Below are 16,529 nucleotides of genomic sequence, written 5' to 3' on the forward strand. Positions count from 1 at the left end.
CGGCGTGGCATGCAGCGGCCCGCGCTCGAAAAGTGGAGTGTCATACTCTCCCTTTAACGATGACGTTAGCCGGTGGAAAAACGTGACTGTCGAGCGAGCCGATCAAGCGACGGGAACAAGTGCCGGACGGCGCTCGGGTGAAAACCGGGCAAATGGCCCAGGCTCTAGGGGCGGTAAGAATACTGCCTGGACCATGGCTTGTCCAATCGGCATCCGTTAACGCTCATCAAGAGGGAGACAGCGCCTTCAAACCCGCCAGGCCAATGAAAATAAGCAATATACACACCAGCCTGGCGGGACTGGCGGAATCCCCGAACAGAACAATACCCAAGAATACCGTCCCAATCGCACCGATTCCGGTCCAGACCGCATAGGCCGTTCCGACGGACAACTCCTTCATGGCGATCCCCAGCAGCCCCATACTGATCACCATCGCCAGGATCGTGGCGACAGTCGGCAACGGGCGGGTAAATCCTTCGGTATACTTGAGCCCGATCGCCCAGGCAATTTCAAACAGACCGGCAATAAAAAGCACTAACCAGGACATGGCACATCCTTGAAACGCAGGGGCCGTCCCCACCCGCACCATTATAGAACTTGCAGCCGGAAGGTCTACTTTGCCGCCCCGTTTTGGAGCACCCCCTGGCCGGCGACCAAGCTCCTTAGCACCTCGATTACCGGGACGATGAGCGATGATTGCTGATTTTTTCCGTATATCAGGTAGACCGGATAGGTGAATTCCGGGGCGTCCTCTTCGCGGCGAAGAGTGCCATCTTCAAGGTAGGGCTGCACCACTCTGGTGCGGAAATAACCGCTCCCCCCGTGCCTCAGTATGTAACGCAGCGCCAGCGGTCCCAAATCAATGCTGACGCTCGCCCTGGAGCGCTCCGGCCAGGCGCTGTCGTGCTGGCGCCGAAAATCCACACCCCAATCGACGTATACGTAAGGCGAGTCTCGCCCGGTGCCGCGCACCAGAATGAGCTTTTCCTCCATCAACTGTTCGACCTGCATGCCCGGCCAGTAGTCCGGCTGGTGCACCAAAGCGGCATCCAGAACACCCTGCTCCAACTTTTCATGCAGGATGGCGCGCTCGCCCACTTCGGCACGTATGGCGGCATCGGGAAAATCTTCACGTAAACGCACCAGCCAATCCAGTAGCCAGGGATTCCAGAGGCTGATTTCCGCCCCGAGAGTCACGGTGCGCCCCGCGCCCTCCGGCAACGGCAGCGAACGTCGGGCAGCATCCCAGGTGCTCACCAGTTGGCTGGCATGTCCGGCGAACTGCTCGCCATTGTCGGTTAGCCGGGCTCCGCTGCGGTTACGTACAAAAAGCCGGCAACCGAGTTGGCCTTCCAGATTGTGCACGCGGGCGGTGACCGTCGTCTGCGTCACATGAAGTCGCTCCGCCGCGGCCATGAAACTGCCGGAGCGAACGATCTCCAGGAAGGTGCGGGCAAGCTCGATGTCCATGCTTTATATCAATATTTATAATGTTAAAGCGCATTCTATTTCATTATTCCCTAAGAATGCATCCCGCCATACTGCCTCTCACGCTTGAATTGGATGGAGCCTTTGATGACCGCGCATGTCGCGCCCCCTTTCTCGGAAACGCAATGGCGGCGCATTCACGCCCTGCTGAAGGACCTGGACAAACGCCAGGCCCTGTGGCTGAGCGGCTATCTCGCGGGCCAGAAGAGCAATCTCGACCCATCAGGCCCGCCGGCCGGGCCAATCTCCGCCGTTCTGATCGCTTACGGCACGGAGACCAACAACAGTCGCGATCTCGCCATGCGCCTAAAGCGGCGCTGCGACGAAAACGGCGTCCCGGCGGACCTCCAGGACCTGGCGCGAGTGAGAGGGCGCCAGCTTAGCAAACGCGAACATCTGGTGGTGATTACCGCCACCCACGGGGACGGCGACCCGCCCGAGCCCGCTCTTCCGTTCTTCGAGACGTTGGCCGACGACACCGCCGCGCCCAGGCTGACCGGTCTGCGATTCGCCGTTCTGGCTCTGGGCGACAGTACCTACGAGCATTTCTGTACCGCCGGCCGCGAACTGGACGCGCGGCTGGAAGCGCTGGGCGGCCAACGCCTGATCAAGCGCCTGGAATGCGATGTGGATTTCGAGGGGCCGGCCAGGGAATGGCTGGCGCGGGTATTCGACAAACTGCCCAGGGACACACCCCCTGCCGTCGTGGAAAGCCCGGCCTCTCGAACGCCGGCCGTCCGGGGCTATGACAAACAGCAGCCACTGGAAACGGAAGTCCTGACCAATCAATGCCTCAGCGCGCCGGACCGGACCACCGCCATCCATCATCTTGAACTGGCGTTGGACGTAACGGACTTCCAGGCGGCGCCTGGCGACGCGGTGGGCGTGCTCGCCGATAATCCGCCGGAACGGGTGGCCGCGATACTCGACGCAGCCGGCCTGTCCGGCGAGCAGCCCGTGACGGTGAACGGTGTGGCACGGCCCCTTGTCGAGGCCCTTAGGCGGCATCGGGACCTCACTCTGCCCGGAAACCGGCTACTGGACTATTGGGCGGAATTGACCGGCGACACCGCCCTGAGGGACGCTGCAAAGGGGGGCGCGCCAAGCCAACGCGCCTTCCTCAAACGTCATCAGGTGCTCGACCTGCTCAACCACTACCCGGCCCGCCCGGACGCCGCCATCCTGGTGGACGTGCTGCGGCCTCTTCAGCCCCGCCTCTACGACCTGGCGAACAGTCTGGAGGCGGAGAGCGACGCCCTGCATCTCACCGTCAAGCACTTTCAATACGAATTCGAAGGCCGACGGGAAATCGGCATCGCGTCGCACTATCTGCTGAACCTGCAGCCTGGAGATCGCGCTCGTCTCTATCCGCACCGCAATGGCCGCTTTCACCTCCCGGACGACCCCCGCACGCCGCTGATTCTGATCGCCGAAGGCACCGGCATCGCGCCGTATCGGGCTTTCGTCCAGCACCTGATCGCCACCGGCCGCCATACTCCTTGCTGGCTAGTATTCGCGGAACAGCAATTCGAAGAGGACTTTCTCTATCAACTAACCTTCCAGGAAGCCCGGAGCCAAGGCGTTCTTGAACGCGTGGACACGGTTTTTCAAGCCGATCAGCCAGATCGTGCTCTGGTCGCACCGCTGCTTGCTCAACCCGACCACCTGATGGACTGGCTGAAACGGGATGCCCATATCTATTTCTGTGGTGACAAGGACACGCTTGGCGACGCCGAGAAGCGCTTGAAAGAGGCGGTGGACGATCGCCTCGGCGCGAGCCACTGGACGCAATTGTCGAAGGCACGGCGCCTTCACCGGAACCTTTACTAGGAGGTGGCATGGTCCATCGCGATTGCGATATCAGCCAACCCGTGGAAACGCTGCACGAGAACGAAAAACTGAAAGCCCGCAGCCACAACCTGCGCGGCACAATCGCCCATGGTCTGGAAGATGCACTGACCGGGGCCGTGCCCGGCGAGGATCCATTGCTGATGAAGTTCCACGGCATCTATCAGCAGGACGATCGGGACCGGCGTGCCGACCGGCGGCGGCGGCACCTCGAGCCGGCATACCAGTTCATGGTGCGCCTGCGCATTCCCGGCGGCATGCTGACCAAGCGACAATGGTCCGGCATCGACGCCCTCTCGCGCCGGTATGCGGAAAGAGGCATTCGTGTTACTACCCGGCAAACCGTCCAACTGCACGGTGTACGAAAACGTCATCTCCGCCCGTTGATGCAAGGCCTTCGTAAAATGAACCTGGACACCATCGCCGCCTGCGGCGATGACAGCCGGGGAGTGGTCTGCGGCGCCAATCCTTTCCTGTCCAGCGCCCACCGGCGGGTCGCGGAACTGGCCCGCGCCACCAGCGACCGGCTGCTCCCCCGAACCGGTGCTTATCCGGAAATCTGGTACCAGGAAACGGCACCGAAGACGGATAATGAAGAACCGGTCTATGGCGGCCTTTATCTGCCACGGAAATTCAAAGTCGGCTACGCCATCCCGCCGGTGAACGACATCGACGTTTACGGCCAGGATCTGGGTCTGATCGCCGTCGTCAACAACGGTCGACTGCTCGGCTTCAATGTCTGCGTGGGCGGCGGCATGGGTCAGTTGGACAGTCGCGAGGACAGCTATCCAAGACTGGCCGAGGAGATCGGTTTCATCGAGGCGGACGAAGCGCCCGCTTTCAGCGAAACGGTGATGTCGATCCAACGTGATTTCGGGGATCGCAAGGACCGCCATCGGGCCCGCTTCAAGTACACCCTCGACCGGCTCGGGATGGACTGGTTTCTGAAGGAACTGGCGTCACGCCGGGGACGCCCGCTGGAGCCGGCCCGGTCACAGCGCTTCGAACACAATGGTGACCGGCTGGGCTGGCAGCGAGGCGACGACGGGCTCTGGCACGCCACTCTTTACATCGAAAGCGGCCGGGTGGACGACGCCCTGCGTGCCCAGATCAGCGGGTTATTGGAACAGTACGGCGGCCAGCTCCGGTTAACCACCAACCAGAATCTGCAGCTGACTCATCTGGAAGAGCATGAAATTCAAACCGTGCACTATCGGCTGGAGGACCTGGGCCTGGCCTGGCGGCTTACGCCGGACACCCAGGCAGCACACACGCTCAGTTGCGTCGCCTTGCCTACCTGTGGGTTGGCGATGGCCGAGGCGGAACGCTATACGCCACGCCTGCTGGATCTATTCCAGCGCCTTAAAGGCCAGTACGGACTCGCCGACCTGCCTATCTCACTGCGCTTGACCGGTTGCCCTAACGGCTGCGCCCGCCCTTATCTCGGCGAGGTGGCGCTGACGGGCCGCGCCCCGGGCCTCTACAACCTGTATCTCGGCGGCAGCTTTCAGGGCGGCCGTCTCGCACGCCTCTACGCCGGCAATGTGGACGAAGCACGCTTCCTGGAACTGCTCGCCCCGTTGTTGAAGAGCTTTGCCCGTGATCGGAATGATGGCGAGCATTTCGGCGACTTCCTGATTCGATGGCGATTGCTTGACGACCAGCCGGCAACACCGACCCCCTGATACCGGAGCTTGCTATGTCCCAATATCTTTTTATTCAAAGCCAGGACCCTTTCACGGAAAGTCGCACCCGCCATCAATTCGATTTGATCGGACAGTTACACGAGGCAGGTCATGACGTCTCCGTTTTGCTGGTACAGAACGGTGTGACACCCGCACGCCGCGGAGCCCGAACCGGGAGTTTCGATCGTTTACTTGATTGGGGCGTTCCGGTTTTGGCGGACACGTTCTCATTGGAGCAACGCGAAATCGACGACGCGGACCTCAAGGACAATATCGGCTTGTCCAGCCTCCATGTCGTCATCGATGCCATGCTCGCCAACGGCAAGGTAATCTGGCACTGATTTTAAAGGAGACCAAGATGAGCCATCCACGGACTCTGACATTCGCTTTCATGGAACCACCGTTCGAAAGCGAACGCACTATTACCTTCTTTCGCTTATTGGATGCCGCCCTGGACCGGGACGTTGGGGTGCGTGTATTCGCCTACGAGGGCGCGGTAGCGCTGACCTTCGCCAGACAGCAACCTCACGGCAACGCCGTGCACGGTCGCGACAGCGCGGAAGAAGCCCACCCGCTTACCAAGGACTGGGTTCAGGCTTTGCAGGAAAAGGCACGAGCCCGGACGGTGGGCTTCGAGTGGATCAATTGCGGGCTGTGCGTGGACGAGCGCGGCGTCAACGATGTGATTGAAGGCTGTGGCCGGGGTGGCCCCCCGGATCTCTGGCGTTACGCGACCGATGCCCGCAACACCCTGACCATCGGTACGAGGTAACCATGAAAGTATTACAAGTGATCGACCAGGCCTATCGGACCACCACCGAGGAGCAGGACGACACCATCGTTTGGCTCACCCGATCCATGCGTGGCGTGGGGGGAAACCTGATGATTCTGCTCAGTGGGCACGGTGTGCATTATGCCGTGCTGCGCGAGCGGCAGCCGACGCTTACGCTGGGCAACTGGCGCCAGACCCAGCCCGCTGAAATTCCTCGGGATATCACTGAACTGGTCAACAGCGGTGTGCCGGTCTACGCGGTCCAGGACGACCTGGAAGAACGGGGACTTGGTGACTTGCCGTTGCAAGGAGGGGTTCGCCCCATCTCCCGCCGGGCGTTACCGGAACTGTACGAAGAAGCGGATCAGGTCTGGCAATGGTAACTCCCTCGCTGCATACACCTCTTTGCGAGCTGCTGCGGTGCCGCTGGCCGATCCTCCTCGCCGGCATGGGCGGCGTCGCCCGACACCGGCTGGCCACGGCGGTGGCTCAAGCCGGCGGCTTCGGCGTCCTCGGCATGGTCCGTGAGCCCGTGGACCGGCTGCGCGAAGAGGTAAAGGCGCTGCGCGCCGCCGGCATCAAAGGCTTCGCGGTAAACCTGATTCCCGCCGCCACGGAGCCCGCGCTTCTCGAACAACAGGTCGAAGCCTGTCTGGAACTGGCGGTGCCATGGATGGTGCTGTTCTGGGACGTCGACACAAGCCTGGTGCGCCGTCTTAAAGCAGCGGGGCTCGGCGTGATTCATCAGGTCGGCGGCCACGACGATGCCCTTGCCGCTGTCGACGCAGGGGCCGATATACTGATCGCCCAAGGCCTGGAGGCCGGCGGCCATGTTCGTGGCGAAATGACCACCTTCAGCCTTCTCACGGAACTGGTGCCCTGGAGTCCGGTGCCGGTTGTCGCATCGGGCGGCATCGCCGAAGGGCGCGGCCTGGCCGCCGCCTTGGCGCTCGGCGCCCAAGGTGCCAGTGTCGGCAGTGCCTTCCTGGCCACCCGGGAGGCCCACGCCCATGATCACCATAAGCGGCGAGTGGTCACCGCCCGGGGCGACGACACGGTCCATACCCGCCTATTCAACCGCAACTGGCACGAATCCGCGCCGGTCCGCGTCCTGAAAAACCGAGTTACCCGGGGCGAATACGACGATTTGAAAGCCCGCGGGACCAGCGACATCATCGGCGAACAGGATGGTCAACCGGTCTACCTGTTTTCCACGGATTCGCCACTGGCCGACGCCACCGGAGAATTGAATGACATGGCCCTGTATGCGGGCCAGAGCTGCGGTGCCATCCATCGGATTGACGACGCCGCGGAGCGCATTGATCAACTTGTCAACGAAGCCAGGCAGGCGATTGTCCAACTCCAAGGCCCCTAATGGGATTGATTCATAAGTCAATGAGGACGCCATGAAGCAGCCCGAAAGCATTCAGTGCAAACGCGTCTACGAAGACCCGGCCCGATCGGACGGGTACCGGGTGCTGGTGGACGGTATGTGGCCCCGAGGGATAAAAAAGCAGGCTCTGAAGCTGGACGAATGGCGCAAGGAGCTAGCGCCGTCGGCGGAACTCAGGAAGTGGTTCGGACACGACCCCCGGCGATGGGCCGCCTTCTATCAGAAGTTCCACGCCGAGCTTCGCGAACGGCGGGATGCGTTGAACGCGCTGCTTCGTAACTGTGACGGCCGGCCCCTGACGCTGCTCTATGCCGCCAGGGACACGGAGCACAACAACGCCGTCGCCCTGAAGATGTTTCTGGACTAAAACGCCGGCGGCTCCAGGATACGGATCAGGTTACGCCGCTGGGGCCGCACGATATCGTCCAGGGTGAACCCGTCCAGACGGGCGAGAAATTCCGCCAGCGCGTCTTCGAACATGCTTTTCAAAAGGCAGTTGGACGTGATCCTGCAACCGCTGCCCGGATTGAAGCATTCCACCAGCGCGAGTTCCGGTTCCATGGCCCGCACCACTTCTCCCACGCCGATCTCCGACGGCGCCCGCGCCAGCAGGATACCGCCGGCCTGCCCCCGGCTGGTGACCACGAACCCCGCCTTCTGGAGTTCGTGGACCACCTTGGTCAGGTGATGGCGGGAAATCCCGTAGGCATTCGCCACCGACGAGATCGTGAGGCGACGCCCCGGGTGCAAGGCCAGCTGGATCAACACCCGCAACGCATAGTCACAATGCCGGGTAATATGCATCAGCCAGGCCTCCCATCCGCTCGCCGGGTCAGCAGGATCCGCCCATAGCCGCCCAGGAACACCAGCCAGGCGCCACTCCAGGCGAGCGCGGCCAGCCACAGCCCCGCCATCATCGGCATGACGCCCAGGGCCACGGCCACCCGGGCCAGGCCGGCGCACAACATCAGCAGGTAGGCGGTCAACCCGCCGCGCCGCAAGCGTAAAGGGCGGCCGGTATGGCCGACCGCGACCCGGGTCATCACGCCCAGCACCATGGTTCCCATGGCACCGGCTCCCAGGGCATGCAGCCAGGCGGAGCCGGGCACCAGGGACAGCGCCGCCAGGCCCAGCAATACCAGCCCCGCCACCACCCAGAGGTGGCCCAGGTGCAATATCCACAGCAGCGGTTCACGCCCGGTTCGCCATCCGGCCCAGCCCACCAAACGCGCCAACACCAGCAGCGCCGCCAGCAACGCCAGCGCGGCCTGCCAGGGGGAGGACGTCAGGCCAGCGACCCGCAGGCACACCAGCACCGCCACCGTGATCAGGGCGGCACGGTCCAACCAGGGCCGAACGGTAACAAGTGCCGGATTCTCTCCCTGCTGACGCAGCCAGTTGCTCGTGAACGCCGGCGTGATACGTCCCCCGATCACCAGAATCAACAGGGCGCCGAGCAGAACCAGAGCATGCAGGTAGCGCGGGTCTCCACGCCAGTGGAAAGCGGCATCCAACCCCCAGAAAGCCAGCAGCACCAGCAAAACGACCATCTGCCGACGCTGGCGGGCGCGCCAGATACGCACTCCCGCATCCAGCATCACCAGGGGCACGAATAACAGGTCGAGGACCACTGCCCAGGGTGCCGCGTCGCCAGCCAGCGCCATCGCCAGGCGACCGGCCAGCCACACCAGCCACAGGGCAGCCAATCGCCACCCCGCCAACGGCGTCGTGCCGGTCCAGTTACACACCGCCGTGAGCAGAAAGCCGGCCACCGCGGCATTCAGGAAACCGGCCAGCATTTCATGTTGATGCCACAGCAACGGAGGCAATGCCAGGGTGCTCTGTCCGTGCCGCCAGACCCATAACCAAAGCGGCACCAACAAGGCGGCAACCAGCGCGCTGGAGAGGAAGAACGGGCGGAATGGAAATGCCCAGAGCGTGATCGGCGCGGGGCCGGGTGCGCGTTCTCGATGTTGATCCATAACAAGATTCCGGTGGGTTCTGGGTTCAAACGGGCCGCGGCGGCGGCCTTTAGATGTATTCTATATACATCTTTAATCCGCTCCAACTCAAGGATCAAGGGGGATCCATGAAAACCAGACTGCTTTTATTGCTGATCGGTATTCTGCTGCCATTCCAGATGGCCACGGCCGCCAGTGAGCCGGAATACCCCGCCGAGGTCACCTTCACGCTGCGCACCGCCGTGGCGGAGGGCAAGCTCGTTTATATCGGCCAGGGAGGCAACATCGATGGGCAGGTCAATCCTACCCTTCGGGTGCCGGAGAACGCCCTGGTACAGGTCAATCTGATCAACGGCGACGGCGCCATGCACGATGTGGTGGCGGATGCCTTCGGCGCCCGTTCCGACCGGGTCACCGGCCGCGATGCCAGCACGGTGATGGTGTTCCGTACCGGCAAGGCGGGTGAGTTCCGCTACTGGTGTTCCGTGCCAGGCCACCGTGCCGCCGGCATGGAAGGACTCATCCTGGTGGGCAAGGGCGCCTTCGATGCCGGCGACAAGGCGGCGGATCTAAGCCATCCGCCCACCGATATCCCGCCCGCGATCGGCGACCGGCCACCCCGTGACGTCTCCGTGGACCTCCATACCACCGAGAAGACCGGTCACCTGGCCGATGGAACCCGCTACAAATTCTGGACCTTCAACGATCAGGTACCCGGCCCGTTCCTGCGCGTCCGTCAGGGCGACCGGGTTACCGTGAACCTGCACAATGACAAGACATCCACCATGGTGCACTCCGTGGACTTCCACGCCGTGACCGGGCCGGGTGGCGGCGCCGAGGTCACACAGGCGGCGCCGGGCAAGACCGCGAGCTTCCGCTTCCGCGCCCTGAAGCCCGGCCTTTACGTCTACCATTGCGCCACGCCGATGGTGGCTCACCATATCACCAACGGCATGTACGGCCTGATACTGGTCGAACCCGCCGGCGGCCTGGCGAAAGTCGACCGGGAGTTCTACGTGATGCAGGGGGAGATCTACACCACGGAGGCCCATGGTCAGCATGGCGACCTGTCCTTCTCCCTGGACAAACTGCTGAACGAAAGACCCGAGTACTACATCTTCAACGGCGCCAGCGACGCCCTCACCAAGACCCATCGCATGGAAGCAAGCGTCGGCGAGACCGTGCGCATCTTCTTCGGCGTGGGCGGCCCCAATGCCACCTCTTCTTTCCATGTCATCGGCGAGATGTTCGACCGGGTCTACCATGAAGGCAGCCTGACCAGCCCTCCAATGCGGGATGTGCAGACCACCACGGTCGCCCCGGGCGGCGCCACCATGGTGGAGTTCCAGGTGGACTTCCCGGGCCGCTACATTCTCGTCGACCATGCGCTTTCCCGCATGGAACGAGGCCTGGTGGGCTTCCTGCATGTGAACGGCAAGGCGGACAAGGACATCTTCGAGCCCCTCGCACCTTAAAACCCACGGCCGGGTATCCACGGATGCCCGGCCCTTTTTTTAACTTTAAAGATGCATTGCGAATACATCTTTAAAGATGTAATTTAAATACACCTTATGAAAAGCAGTTCATCAACCCATGGGGAGAACCTCAGCCATGACCCACTATCGTAATCTTTGGTGGACGCTGATCGCGGTCCTCGCGGTCACCTTCGCTCTATTGGGGTATTTCGGTACCGAGGTGTATCGCAAGGCACCGCCGATCCCGGATCGCGTGGTCAGTGAATCCGGGCAGGTCCTGATGACCGGCGAGGACATTCTCGACGGGCAGACCGCCTGGCAGTCCGTCGGTGGCATGCAGCTCGGGTCGATCTGGGGCCACGGTGCCTACCAGGCCCCGGACTGGACCGCGGACTGGCTTCACCGTGAACTGGTTGCCTGGCTTGATCTGGAAGCCGAGCAGCGCTACGGCCTCGCCTACGACCAGTTGGACGGCGAACGCCAGGCCCTGCTCCGCCAGGCTCTGAAACAGGCCTACCGCGCCAACACCTTCGATCCCGAGCAGGGCACCCTGGTGCTGTCCCGGCAGCGCATTGAGGCCATGGCGCAGGCCGCTGACTATTACAAGCGCCTGTTCAGCGATGACCCGGCGCTGCGGGGCACTCGCGAAAGCTATGCCATGAAGGAGGACACCCTGCCCAGCCCGGAACGGCGGCAGGCATTGACGCGGTTCTTTTTCTGGACCGCCTGGGCGGCGGCCACCGAGCGGACCCCGGGCGAAGCGACCTATACCAACAACTGGCCCCATGAGCCGCTGATCGGCAATGTTCCCACCGCCGAGAACATCGTCTGGTCGATCGTCAGCGTGGTGTTGCTGATCGCCGGCATCGGCTTCCTGATCTGGGCCTGGGCCTTCCTGCGCCGGCATGATGAAGAGGAACCCACCGCGCCGGCGCGCGATCCGCTGACCCTGATTCAACTGACGCCATCCCAGAAGGCCCTGGGAAAATACCTGTTCCTGGTGGTGGCACTGTTCATCTTTCAGGTCTTCATCGGCGCCTTCACCGCCCATTACACCGTGGAAGGTCAGAAATTCTATGGTCTGGACGTGTCGCGCTGGTTCCCTTACAGCCTGGTGAGAACCTGGCACATCCAAAGCGCGCTGTTCTGGATCGCAACCGGCTTCCTTGCCGCCGGCCTGTTCCTGGCGCCAATCATCAATGGTGGCAAGGACCCGAAATTCCAGAAACTGGGCGTGGACATCCTTTTCTGGGCCCTGGTGGTGGTCGTCGTCGGTTCCTTCGTCGGCAACTATCTGGCCATCGCCCAGGTCATGCCCGCCCATCTCAACTTCTGGCTCGGGCACCAGGGCTATGAATACGTGGACCTGGGCCGCCTCTGGCAGATCGGCAAGTTCACCGGCATTGCCTTCTGGCTGGTCCTGATGATGCGCGGCATCACCTCGGCGTTGCGCCGTCCCGGCGAAAAAAGCCTGCTGGCCTTGCTGACCGCCTCGGTGGTGGCCATTGGCCTGTTCTACGGCGCCGGCTTTTTCTACGGCGAACGCACCCATCTGTCGATCATGGAGTATTGGCGCTGGTGGATCGTTCATCTGTGGGTGGAAGGTTTCTTCGAGGTGTTCGCGACCACCGCGCTGGCCTTCATCTTCTACAACCTCGGTCTGGTGAGCCGGACCATGGCCACCGGTGCCAGCCTGGCGTCCGCCTCCCTGTTTCTTCTCGGTGGTGTCCCGGGCACCTTTCACCACCTCTATTTCGCCGGCACCACCACGCCGGTGATGGCCGTGGGCGCCACCTTCAGCGCCCTGGAAGTGGTGCCGCTGATCGTGCTCGGCTATGAAGCCTGGGAGCACTCCCGGCTGCGCGAAAGAAGCCCCTGGATGGCGCAGCTTCGCTGGCCACTTTCCTGTTTCATCGCCGTGGCCTTCTGGAACATGCTCGGCGCCGGGGTGTTCGGCTTCATGATCAACCCACCGATTTCCCTGTATTACATCCAGGGGCTCAATACCACGCCGGTGCATGCCCATTCCGCTCTGTTCGGCGTCTATGGTTTCCTGGCGCTCGGCTTCACGCTGCTGGTGCTCCGCTATATCCGCCCCAATCTGGTGTTCAACAACAAGCTGATGGGCACCGGCTTCTGGCTACTCAACATCGGCCTGGTGTTGATGGTGACCACCAGCCTTCTGCCAATCGGCATCATCCAGTTCCAGGCCAGCGTCAGCGAGGGCCTCTGGTACGCGCGCAGCGAAGGCTTCATGCAGCAGGACATCCTGCAAACCCTGCGCTGGGTTCGCACTTTCGGGGATGTGGTGTTCATGCTTGGCGCCCTGGCGGTGGCCTGGCAGGTGGTGCTCGGCGTGATCCTGCATCGCGCGGAACCGTCACCGGAGCAACACGAGCAACCCGCTTCTCCCTGATTGAGCTGAATCGCGATCACGAACCAACCGCCCGGCGGCGGCCCCGCCGCCGGGCACCCGGAGTACGATATGGATGACAGCCTGTATGGCCTGAGCGGTCCCCTGCTGAAAAAATACGACCGCCCCGGCCCACGCTACACGTCCTACCCCACCGCGCCATGCTTTCGCCCGGTGGCCGGCGTCGAACGCTATCGCCATGCGGTGGAGCACAGTAATGGAGACCTGCTTCCCAGGCCATTGTCGCTGTACCTGCACATTCCGTTCTGCGAGAAGCTTTGCTACTACTGCGCCTGCAACAAGATCATCACCCACGACCACCAGAAGGCGGACATCTATCTGCGCTATCTGGAGCGGGAAATAAAACTGCAGGCCGAGCTGTTCGATCCGGATCGTCTGGTCAGTCAGATTCATCTTGGCGGCGGCACCCCCACTTTTCTTGATGACCATCAGCTGACCCGTTTGATGGACACCCTGGCGCGGCATTTCCGCCTCGACATAAGCCCCGCGCGGGATTTCTCCCTGGAGGTGGATCCTCGCACGGTCACCGGAGAACGGCTGGAATGGTTCCACGCCCTGGGATTCAACCGAATCAGTTTCGGCGTGCAGGATTTCGATCCCGCCGTCCAGCGGGCCGTCAACCGGGAGCAGAGCGAAGCGGCCATCGGTGATCTGGTGCGTTCCGCCCGGCAAGCCGGCTTTCATTCCATCAATCTGGACCTGATCTATGGCCTGCCTTTGCAGACCCGCGAGAGCTTCGCGGTGACCCTGGAAAAGGTACTGGCTCTGCGCCCGGACCGGGTGGCGGCATACGGCTACGCGCACCTGCCCGGCCGCTTCCGGTCGCAAAGATTGATCCGCACCTCCGACCTGCCCGGCGCCGACGACAAGCTCGACCTGCTGCGCCAGCTGGTCGAGCGTCTGCGCGCAGGAGGCTACCGCTATATCGGCATGGACCATTTCGCGCTGCCGGACGACGAACTTTCCCGGGCGCTGGACGACGGTCTGCTGCACCGCAATTTCCAGGGCTATTCAACCCACGCCCGATGCGATCTTCTGGGCATGGGCGTATCCGCCATCGGTAACATCGGCGACCACTACTGCCAGAACCAAAAGTCCCTCAAAACCTACTACCAGGCACTGGACCAGGACCGGTTGCCCATCGCTCTGGGTTACAGCAGAAGTGCCGACGACCGCCTTCGTCACGATGTCATACAGCAATTGATGTGCCTCGGCTGCGTGGACTTCGAGAGCACCGCCCGGCGTCATGGCATCGACTTTCTCCACTACTTCCAGACGGAGCTGGAGGCCCTGTCCACCTTTGTCGAGGACGGCCTGATCCGTTGCAACGAACACGGGCTGTATCTGCGCCCCGGCGGGCGGCTGGTAATGCGCAATCTGGCCATGGTGTTCGATGCCCACCTGGGCAATGCCCGTGAAACCCGGCATTTCTCGCGAACGGTTTGAGCCGGGCTCTTTCCTTGACCTGGGTCAGCGTCCCGGCTCGCAAGGATCGCCTCGGAAAAACACAACATATAGTATCAATTAACAAATAAACCAACCATATATTGATCCCCAGGCCTTGCCATGACCGACCAAGACACCCGGGTATCCGTGCGCGATACCGTCGATGAGTACCTGCAGCGCCTGGATTGGCGCGTGCATGCCAACGCCAACCAGGGCTACTCGCTGGGCGGCCTGATCCTGAACGTCTCCGGTAAGTTGATCGCCAATTACTGGCTTGACCAGGTCTATCCCCGGGCGGTGGCCACGGCTCATCGCGACGGCGATCTGCACCTCCACGATCTCGATATGCTGGGGGGCTACTGCGCGGGCTGGTCCTTGCGCAACCTGCTCGCAGAAGGCTTCAACGGTGTTCCCGGCCGCGCCGAAAGCCGGCCACCGCGGCATCTGTCCAGCGCCCTGGGGCAGATGGTGAACTTTCTCGGCACGCTGCAGAACGAATGGGCCGGCGCTCAGGCCTTCAGTTCCTTTGATACCTACCTGGCGCCCTATGTCCGCCGGGACCGGCTCAGCTATGACCAGGTCCGCCAGGCGGTACAGGAATTCATCTACAACCTGAACGTCCCCTCCCGGTGGGGCAGCCAGACCCCGTTCACCAACCTGACCTTCGATTGGACCTGCCCCGCGGACCTGCGCGAACAGGTGCCGGTGATCGGCGGCGAGGAGCAGGCCTTTTACTATGGCGACCTGCAGGCGGAGATGGACCTTCTCAACCGCGCGTATCTGGAGGTCATGGAGGCCGGCGACGCCAACGGCCGCGTTTTCACCTTTCCCATTCCCACCTACAACATCACGCCGGACTTCGACTGGGACTCGGACAACGCCAACCGCCTGTTCGCGCTGACCGCCAAGTATGGCCTGCCCTACTTTCAAAACTTTCTGAACTCGGACCTGCAGCCGCACATGGTGCGCTCCATGTGCTGCCGGCTGCAGCTTGATCTCGGCGAGCTTCTGAAAAGAGGCAACGGCCTGTTCGGCAGCGCCGAGCAGACCGGCTCCCTGGGCGTTGTGACCGTCAATTGCGCGCGCCTGGGCCACCGTTTCGCCGGCGACCGCGCGGCACTGTTCGCCGAGCTGGACCGGCTTCTGGGGCTGGGCCGCGACAGCCTGGAGATCAAACGGCGATGCATCCAGCACTGGATGGATAACGGGCTCTACCCCTACAGCCAGCGCTACCTGGGCACCCTGAGGAATCACTTCTCGACCCTGGGCGTCAACGGCCTCAACGAGATGGTTCGCAATTTCACCCGGGACCGGCTCGACATCGCCGATGAGGAGGGCCGCAACCTGGCCCTGGAACTTCTGGATCACGTCCGGCTCCGTCTGCGTGCGTTCCAGGAGCAAACCGGCCATCTCTACAACCTGGAGGCCACGCCGGCGGAGGGGACCACCTACCGTTTCGCCAAGGAGGACGCCAGGCGCTACCCGGGTATCCTTCAGGCGGGTACCGAAGCGGCGCCCTACTACACCAATTCCAGCCAGTTGCCGGTGGATTACACCGAGGATCCGTTCGAGGCGCTACTGCATCAGGATCCACTGCAAACCCGTTATACCGGCGGCACGGTGTTGCATCTGTACATGCGAGAGCGACTGAGCGACGCCGGCGCCTGCAAGCAGCTGGTCCACCGGGCCTTGTCGCGCTTTCGTCTTCCCTATCTCACCATCACGCCCACGTTTTCCATTTGTCCCGTGCACGGCTACCTGTCCGGCGAGCACGAGTTCTGCCCGCTTTGCGACGAAGAACTGCTCGCCAGGGCCGGTAGCGGCTTTCAACCATCAGACGCAAGGAGTTCGCCATGAACGCTTCCATTTCCTCCCGCCTCGATCCGGCCAAACGGCAACGCTGTGAAGTCTGGACCCGCGTCATGGGCTATCACCGGCCGGTGACGCAGTTCAACGCCGGCAAGCAGTCGGAACACCGCCAACGGCGGCACTTCGTCCAGCCACCGACTCGCTAGACCAACAGGAGG

16 protein-coding genes are annotated in these 16,529 nt (G+C 62.5%); 12 read left to right on the top strand and 4 right to left on the bottom strand.

Translation table 11 applies throughout. The features are described from left to right. Positions 1-226 precede the first annotated feature (226 nt). The gene (sugE, locus tag HMJ39_RS10785) at positions 227-547 is read right to left on the bottom strand and encodes a quaternary ammonium compound efflux SMR transporter SugE (RefSeq protein WP_194297309.1); all 321 of its coding nucleotides are present in this window, start codon (positions 545-547) and stop codon (positions 227-229) included. 65 nt (positions 548-612) lie between these two features. After that, the gene (locus HMJ39_RS10790; protein ID WP_194297310.1) at positions 613-1,470 is read right to left on the bottom strand and encodes a LysR family transcriptional regulator; all 858 of its coding nucleotides are present in this window, start codon (positions 1,468-1,470) and stop codon (positions 613-615) included. 105 nt (positions 1,471-1,575) lie between these two features. Between HMJ39_RS10790 and HMJ39_RS10795 the strand changes: the two genes are divergently transcribed. From HMJ39_RS10795 to HMJ39_RS10825, 7 genes are read left to right on the top strand one after another with little or no spacing between them, the layout of a single operon-like run. Beyond that, positions 1,576-3,318 carry a diflavin oxidoreductase gene (locus tag HMJ39_RS10795; protein WP_194297311.1) on the top strand — a complete coding sequence of 581 codons (1,743 nt, stop codon included), beginning with the start codon at positions 1,576-1,578 and terminating at the stop codon, positions 3,316-3,318. 8 nt (positions 3,319-3,326) lie between these two features. Continuing rightward, positions 3,327-5,021 (top strand): NADPH-dependent assimilatory sulfite reductase hemoprotein subunit, encoded by a 1,695-nt coding sequence (locus HMJ39_RS10800; RefSeq protein WP_194297312.1) that lies wholly within the window; start codon positions 3,327-3,329, stop codon positions 5,019-5,021. A 14-nt stretch (positions 5,022-5,035) separates the two neighbouring features. Then, positions 5,036-5,362, top strand: a complete 327-nt coding sequence (locus tag HMJ39_RS10805) for a DsrE family protein (RefSeq protein ID WP_194297313.1) — start codon at positions 5,036-5,038, stop codon at positions 5,360-5,362. Between the two features lie 17 nt (positions 5,363-5,379). Next, positions 5,380-5,793 (top strand): DsrE/DsrF/TusD sulfur relay family protein, encoded by a 414-nt coding sequence (locus tag HMJ39_RS10810; RefSeq protein ID WP_194297314.1) that lies wholly within the window; start codon positions 5,380-5,382, stop codon positions 5,791-5,793. 2 nt (positions 5,794-5,795) lie between these two features. Beyond that, positions 5,796-6,176, top strand: coding sequence for a hypothetical protein (locus HMJ39_RS10815; RefSeq protein ID WP_194297315.1), 381 nt, complete (start codon positions 5,796-5,798; stop codon positions 6,174-6,176). Next, on the top strand, positions 6,170-7,168 hold the full coding sequence (locus tag HMJ39_RS10820; protein ID WP_194297316.1) for an NAD(P)H-dependent flavin oxidoreductase: 999 nt from the start codon (positions 6,170-6,172) through the stop codon (positions 7,166-7,168). The genes HMJ39_RS10815 and HMJ39_RS10820 overlap by 7 nt, the downstream gene beginning before the upstream one ends. A 31-nt stretch (positions 7,169-7,199) precedes the next feature. Beyond that, on the top strand, positions 7,200-7,553 hold the full coding sequence (locus HMJ39_RS10825; protein WP_161384069.1) for a DUF488 domain-containing protein: 354 nt from the start codon (positions 7,200-7,202) through the stop codon (positions 7,551-7,553). Here HMJ39_RS10825 and HMJ39_RS10830 read toward each other — a convergent pair. Together HMJ39_RS10830 and HMJ39_RS10835 are read right to left on the bottom strand one after the other, a co-directional pair. Then, positions 7,550-7,990, bottom strand: coding sequence for an RrF2 family transcriptional regulator (locus HMJ39_RS10830; RefSeq protein WP_161384068.1), 441 nt, complete (start codon positions 7,988-7,990; stop codon positions 7,550-7,552). The two genes, HMJ39_RS10825 and HMJ39_RS10830, sit on opposite strands and share 4 nt — an antisense overlap. Beyond that, entirely contained in the window at positions 7,990-9,168 is a 1,179-nt protein-coding gene (locus HMJ39_RS10835; protein WP_194297317.1) for an NnrS family protein, read from the bottom strand. The genes HMJ39_RS10830 and HMJ39_RS10835 overlap by 1 nt, the downstream gene beginning before the upstream one ends. Before the next feature lie 107 nt (positions 9,169-9,275). Between HMJ39_RS10835 and nirK the strand changes: the two genes are divergently transcribed. The 5 genes from nirK (at position 9,276) to nrdD (ending at position 16,517) form a co-directional block, all read left to right on the top strand. Further along, complete coding sequence (gene nirK / locus HMJ39_RS10840) at positions 9,276-10,622, top strand: copper-containing nitrite reductase (protein WP_161384066.1); 1,347 nt, start codon at positions 9,276-9,278, stop codon at positions 10,620-10,622. 136 nt (positions 10,623-10,758) lie between these two features. After that, positions 10,759-13,038, top strand: a complete 2,280-nt coding sequence (locus HMJ39_RS10845; RefSeq protein WP_161384065.1) for a nitric-oxide reductase large subunit — start codon at positions 10,759-10,761, stop codon at positions 13,036-13,038. Between the two features lie 69 nt (positions 13,039-13,107). After that, on the top strand, positions 13,108-14,502 hold the full coding sequence (gene hemN, locus HMJ39_RS10850) for an oxygen-independent coproporphyrinogen III oxidase (protein ID WP_194297318.1): 1,395 nt from the start codon (positions 13,108-13,110) through the stop codon (positions 14,500-14,502). A 120-nt stretch (positions 14,503-14,622) separates the two neighbouring features. Then, on the top strand, positions 14,623-16,359 hold the full coding sequence (locus HMJ39_RS10855; RefSeq protein WP_194297319.1) for a ribonucleoside triphosphate reductase: 1,737 nt from the start codon (positions 14,623-14,625) through the stop codon (positions 16,357-16,359). Further along, positions 16,356-16,517, top strand: a complete 162-nt coding sequence (gene nrdD / locus HMJ39_RS19060; RefSeq protein WP_161384062.1) for an anaerobic ribonucleoside-triphosphate reductase — start codon at positions 16,356-16,358, stop codon at positions 16,515-16,517. Before HMJ39_RS10855 ends, nrdD begins: the two co-directional genes overlap by 4 nt. Positions 16,518-16,529 lie beyond the last annotated feature (12 nt).

The organism is Alloalcanivorax profundimaris (genome assembly GCF_015265435.1).
Classification (GTDB): Bacteria; Pseudomonadota; Gammaproteobacteria; order Pseudomonadales; family Alcanivoracaceae; genus Alloalcanivorax; species Alloalcanivorax profundimaris.